Origin of the sequence: Kocuria tytonicola (assembly GCF_003687455.1) — a bacterium.
In the GTDB taxonomy this organism is placed as follows: Bacteria; Actinomycetota; Actinomycetes; order Actinomycetales; family Micrococcaceae; genus Kocuria; species Kocuria tytonicola.
This window is the reverse complement of sequence record NZ_PHOA01000135.1, coordinates 1-4,955: the sequence shown is the minus strand read 5'-3', so window position 1 is coordinate 4,955 and position 4,955 is coordinate 1. Positions and strand designations below refer to the sequence as shown.

The following is a 4,955-nucleotide window of genomic DNA, read 5'->3' as shown; positions in this document are numbered from 1 at the left end:
GGCCGGGGTGGCGGCGTCGTCAGGGGCGGACGGCGCCGCGGCGACCAGCTCGGTGAGCCAGTCCACCACCGGGACGAGCGGGTCTCCCACGATGCTGTAGAAGCGCTTCTGTCCCTGCGCGCGGGTGGTGACCATGCCGGCGTCGCGCAGCACCTTCAGGTGCTTGGACACCGTGGGCTGGGAGACCCCGAGCTCCGTCACCAGGTCCCCCACCGGCCGTGCGCCGCCCTGCAGGACGGCGAGGATGCGGCGTCGGGTGGGGTCTGACAGGGCGGAATATGCATCGTGGGACATGGGAAACACCCTAGTCGGAGTGCCCTCACCCGCCCCAATCCGCCGCCAGCCGCTGCGCCCGCCCGGGCCACGACCACGGCTCGGGGACGCGCCGGCCGCAGGGGTGGCTCAGTCGTACCAGGGGTCCAGCCCCCAGTGGGGGAAGACCTCCTTGCGTGTGGCCATGATGCTGCGGTCGGTCTCGTCGTTGGGGTCGTAGCCGATCTCCCACGAGCGCCACCACAGGTCGACGTCGTCACCCATGACCTCCGGGGGACGTCCGCCGTACTTCTCGCTCATGTAGGTGCGCCAGTCCTGCGGCACCGGCGTGGTCACGGCCACGGGATGCCCCGAGGCCACGCCCACCAGGTGGGCCCACGAGCGGGGCACGGCATCGTGGCAGTCGTAGCCGCCGCCACCGGTGGCCAGCCAGCGGCCCTCGCACAGCTCCCCCGCCAGCTCGGACATGGCGATCGCGATCTGGCGCTGGCCGTCCACGCTCACCCGCAGGTGCGTGAGCTCGTCCTGGAAGTGCGAGTCGCAGCCGTGCTGGGAGACGATCACCTCGGGGCGGAACTCCCGCGCGATCGGCGGGACCACGGCGTCGAACGCGCGCAGCCACTGGGCGTCGTCCGCGCGCGTGGGCACGGCCACGTTGACCACCGTGCCCGCGGCCTCGCCCTCCCCGATCTCGTTGGCGAATCCCGTGCCCGGGAACAGGGACAGGCCGGTCTCGTGGAGGGAAATGGTCATGACGCGGGGCTCGTCGTAGAAGATGGCCTGCGTGCCGTCCCCGTGGTGGCCGTCCACGTCCACGTACAGGACGCGCTGCACCCCGTTGTCCAGCAGGTGCTGGATGGCCACGGCGCAGTCGTTGTAGACGCAGAACCCGGAGGCCTTCCCCGCCGCGGCGTGGTGCATGCCTCCGCCGAAGTTCACGGCGTGGACCACCTTGCCGCTGAGCAGGTCCGCCGCGCCCTGGTAGCTGCCGCCCACCAGCCGCGCGCTGGACTCGTGGATGCCCGCGTACCCGGGGGTGTCCTCCGTGCCCAGCCCGCACTCCGGGATCTCCCGGGTGGGGTCCTCGGACACCGCGTGCACCGAGCGCACGTACTCGGGCGTGTGCACCAGCTCCAGGACGCTGTCGTCCGGGACCTCCGGCACCGTGACCCGCACGTTCTCCGCAGTGTCCAGGCCCAGGCTCTGCACCAGGCGCATGGTGGCGTCCAGGCGCGTGGGGCTCATGGGGTGGTAGTCCCCGAAGTTGTAGCTGAGCAACTGGGGGTCCCAGTAGACACTGGTGGGGTGCAGGGCGTCCTTGCCCTCTGTTGCTGAGGTCACACCCCCATTAGACCACTCGTGGCACGGGCTGTCGCCGCAGCGCACCGGGACGGGGGATACTGGTGGCCGTCGTGTGCGCACGCCCCGTGCCGTGCGCGTCCCGCCGCACCCGCGCACACCGTCGACACCCGTGAGGAGGTGCCGTGAGCGAGCTCGAGCAGCCTGCCGCCGTGGAGGAGACCGCCCCGGAGTCCTCCTCCGGCGAGCCCCTGACCACACGCACCGCTCGCGGCATCCGCGACTTCGTGGACCGGATCGCGGACTCCTCCCCCGCCCGGCTCGCGGTGATCGTCTTCGTGATCGTGGACCTCGGCTTCGCCCTGCTGCTGTGGCTGCCGGTCTCCGCGCAGCACGGCCGGGTCACGCACTTCGTGGACGCGGTGTTCACCGCCACCTCGGCCGTGACCGTGACCGGACTGACCACGGTCTCCACCGCGGACCAGTGGTCCCTGTTCGGGCAGGTGGTCATCCTCGTGGCCATCCAGGTGGGCGGTCTGGGCACACTGACCCTGACCTCCATCCTCGCGCTGGCGATCGGGCGCAAGCTCGGGCTGAAGTCCAAGCTCATCACGCAGGAGGCCCTGAACATCGGGCGCCTGGGCGAGGTGGGCTCGCTGCTGCAGATCATCGTGATCACGTCCATCTCCATCGAGGCGGCCCTCGCCGTGGTGCTCTCGGTGGGTTTCCTGGCAGAGGGGGAACCGCTCGGCACCGCCCTGTGGCACGGGGTCTTCTACGCCATCTCCAGCTTCAACAACGCGGGCTTCACCCCGCACACGGACGGCCTGGTGCCGTACGACCACGCGGGGGCCACGGCGTGGCTCATCCTGCTGCCCGTGTGCCTCGGCGTGATCGTGGGCTCCCTGGGCTTCCCCGTGGTGCTGGTGCTGCGGCAGGTGGGGTTCCGCTTCAACCGCTGGAACCTCAACGCCAAGCTCACCGTGGTCACCACCGGCATCCTCCTGGTGCTCGCGTGGGTGCTGTTCCTGGCCGTGGAGTGGAGCAACCCGGCCACCCTGGGCGGCAAGTCCGTCGCCGAGCGGATCTTCCAGGGCTTCTTCGCGTCCGTGATGATGCGCTCGGGCGGGTTCAACCTGGTGGACATGCCGGACACCTCCCAGGTCACCCTGCTGCTCACGGACGCCATGATGTTCGCGGGCGGCGGCTCCGCGTCCACGGCCGGCGGCATCAAGGTGACGACGCTCGCCGTCGTCTTCCTGGCCATCCTCGCCGAGGCGCGCGGCGACCAGTCCGTGATCGCGTTCTTCCGCACCATCCCGGACTCGGTGCTGCGCATTGCCATCTCCGTGATCATGATGGGTGCCTCCGTGGTGCTGCTGGGCTCCGCGGTGATGGTGGCCGTCACCCACCTGCCCCTGGACCACGTGCTGTTCGAGGTCATCTCCGCCTACGCCACGTGCGGACTGAGCACGGGCGTCTCCGCGGCGTCCCCGGACATCGGCAAGTACGCGCTGTCCGTGATCATGCTCGTGGGCCGCATCGGCACCAACACGGTGGCCACCGCCCTGGCGCTGCGCTCCCGGCGGCGCCTGTACTCCTACCCGGAAGAGAGGCCGATCATTGGCTAAGAACTCCTCCCACTCCGCCCCCGTCCTGGTGGTGGGTCTCGGCCGCTTCGGCGCCGCCACGGCACTGCAGCTCATCCAGCAGGGCCGCGAGGTGCTGGGCGTGGAACGGGACGCGGGTCTCGTGCAGAAGATGTCCGGGCAGCTCACCCACGTGGTGGAGGCCGAGGCCACGGACATGGACGCCCTGCGCCAGATCGGCGCCGCCGAGTTCTCCTCCGCCGTGGTGGGGGTGGGCACGTCCATCGAGTCCTCGGTGCTGATCGCCGCCAACCTGGTGGACCTGGGCATCGACCGGATCTGGGCCAAGGCCATCTCCCCCGCGCACGGCAAGATCCTCTCGCGCATCGGCGCGCACCACGTGATCTTCCCCGAGGCGGACGCCGGGCGCCGCACCGCGCACCTGGTCTCCGGGCGTCTGCTGGACTACATCGAGTTCGACGACGACTTCGCGATCGTCAAGATGTACCCGCCGCGCGAGACCCAGGGCTTCACGCTCGGGGAGTCCGACATCCGCTCCAAGTACGGCGTGACCGTGGTGGGCGTGAAGTCCCCCGGCGAGGACTTCACCTACGCCCGCCCGGACACCACCGTGAGCTCCCGGGACCTGCTGATCGTCTCCGGCCACGTGGACCTCATCGAGCGCTTCGCGGCGCGTCCCTGACAGTTCTCCACCCCTCCCGCCCGCCAGGACGACGGCGCTCGGTTCCGCCCTGCCCCGGCGCACCTGCGCGCCGGGCGACCGGGCGGCGTCGTCCGCTCCTGGGGTGCGGAGGGCGGAGCGGCACTCAGCTGCGGGGGTCCGCCGTCATGGCCTGCGTGGCCATGCCCACGACCCCGGGGATGCCCGCGCGGGCGAACGCGCGGCGTTGCCGCAGGGCGCCGTTGCCGTGCTCCACGATCCGGCGCACCCCGGCCTCCGCGAACTGGCGGTCGGCTTCCGAGGGGAAGTGCCCGCGCACCCGGTCGAGGATCGTGTCCACGAGCCGCTCGCCGGGCACCAGCTGACCGGCCACGGGGTCCAGGACGCGCCCGCTGAGGCCCCAGCGCGCGGCCTGCCAGAGGGCGATGTCCAGGTACTCCTGCGTGAACTCCACGGTAGGGGCGGTCTCCACCGCATAGGACGCGAGCGCCCGGATGAGCAGCGCGATGGCCACCGAGTCCTGCGCCTCCAGCTGCACGTCGCACGCCCGGATCTCCAGCGTGCCGTGCTTGTGGGACAGCCGGGCCAGCCAGCTGAGGGTGGAGGCGCTCTCCATCACGTCGAACGAGCTGAGCACCGCGACGCGCTCGTCGTGGTCCGCGAGGTCCTGGAAGTGCGGCGGGATGTCGTTGGCGATCCAGCGGCGGTAGTGGATGGAGCGCCAGCTCTCGTACCCGGACTCCGCGCCCCGCCACAGGGGGGAGTTGGCGCCGAGGGCCACGAGCGCGGGCAGCCAGCCGCGCAACCCGTTCAGCGCGCGCACGGCGTCCTCCATGTCCGGGTAGCCCAGGTGCACGTGCATCCCGCTGATGTACTGGTCCGCGGCCACGGCCGGGGTGTAGCCCGCGAGCCGCTGGTAGCGCTCGTTCACGGTGATGTCCGCGGGCTCGGGGCGGATGTCCGGGGCGGCCGCGAGACCCACCACGTCCATGCCCATGGCGTCCGTGGCGTCGTGCAGCGCGGTGCGGAAAGTGACGAGCGAGTCCACGGCCCCGGCGGCGTCGTGGAAGACCGGGGAGGTCTCCTCCACCTGGCACGCGAGCCACTCCGGT

5 protein-coding genes are annotated in these 4,955 nt (G+C 71.2%); 2 read left to right on the top strand and 3 right to left on the bottom strand.

What is annotated here, in order from left to right; genetic code table 11:
- Both CWC38_RS10925 and CWC38_RS10920 read right to left on the bottom strand, forming a co-directional pair.
- The coding region (locus CWC38_RS10925) for an ArsR/SmtB family transcription factor (protein WP_133306258.1) at positions 1–294 on the bottom strand (294 nt) is incomplete at its 3' end.
- 108 nt (positions 295–402) lie between these two features.
- Positions 403–1,614, bottom strand: coding sequence for an acetoin utilization protein AcuC (locus CWC38_RS10920; protein WP_121846755.1), 1,212 nt, complete (start codon positions 1,612–1,614; stop codon positions 403–405).
- 143 nt (positions 1,615–1,757) lie between these two features.
- On the opposite strand from CWC38_RS10920, the gene CWC38_RS10915 reads away from it, so the two are divergent.
- The gene (locus tag CWC38_RS10915) at positions 1,758–3,203 is read left to right on the top strand and encodes a TrkH family potassium uptake protein (protein ID WP_121846754.1); all 1,446 of its coding nucleotides are present in this window, start codon (positions 1,758–1,760) and stop codon (positions 3,201–3,203) included.
- On the top strand, positions 3,196–3,864 hold the full coding sequence (locus CWC38_RS10910) for a potassium channel family protein (RefSeq protein ID WP_121846753.1): 669 nt from the start codon (positions 3,196–3,198) through the stop codon (positions 3,862–3,864). The genes CWC38_RS10915 and CWC38_RS10910 overlap by 8 nt, the downstream gene beginning before the upstream one ends.
- Positions 3,865–3,988: 124 nt before the next feature.
- On the opposite strand, the gene CWC38_RS10905 is transcribed toward CWC38_RS10910, so the two are convergent.
- Positions 3,989–4,955 (bottom strand): carboxylate-amine ligase (locus CWC38_RS10905; RefSeq protein WP_121846752.1); only part of this gene is annotated, 967 nt, incomplete at its 5' end.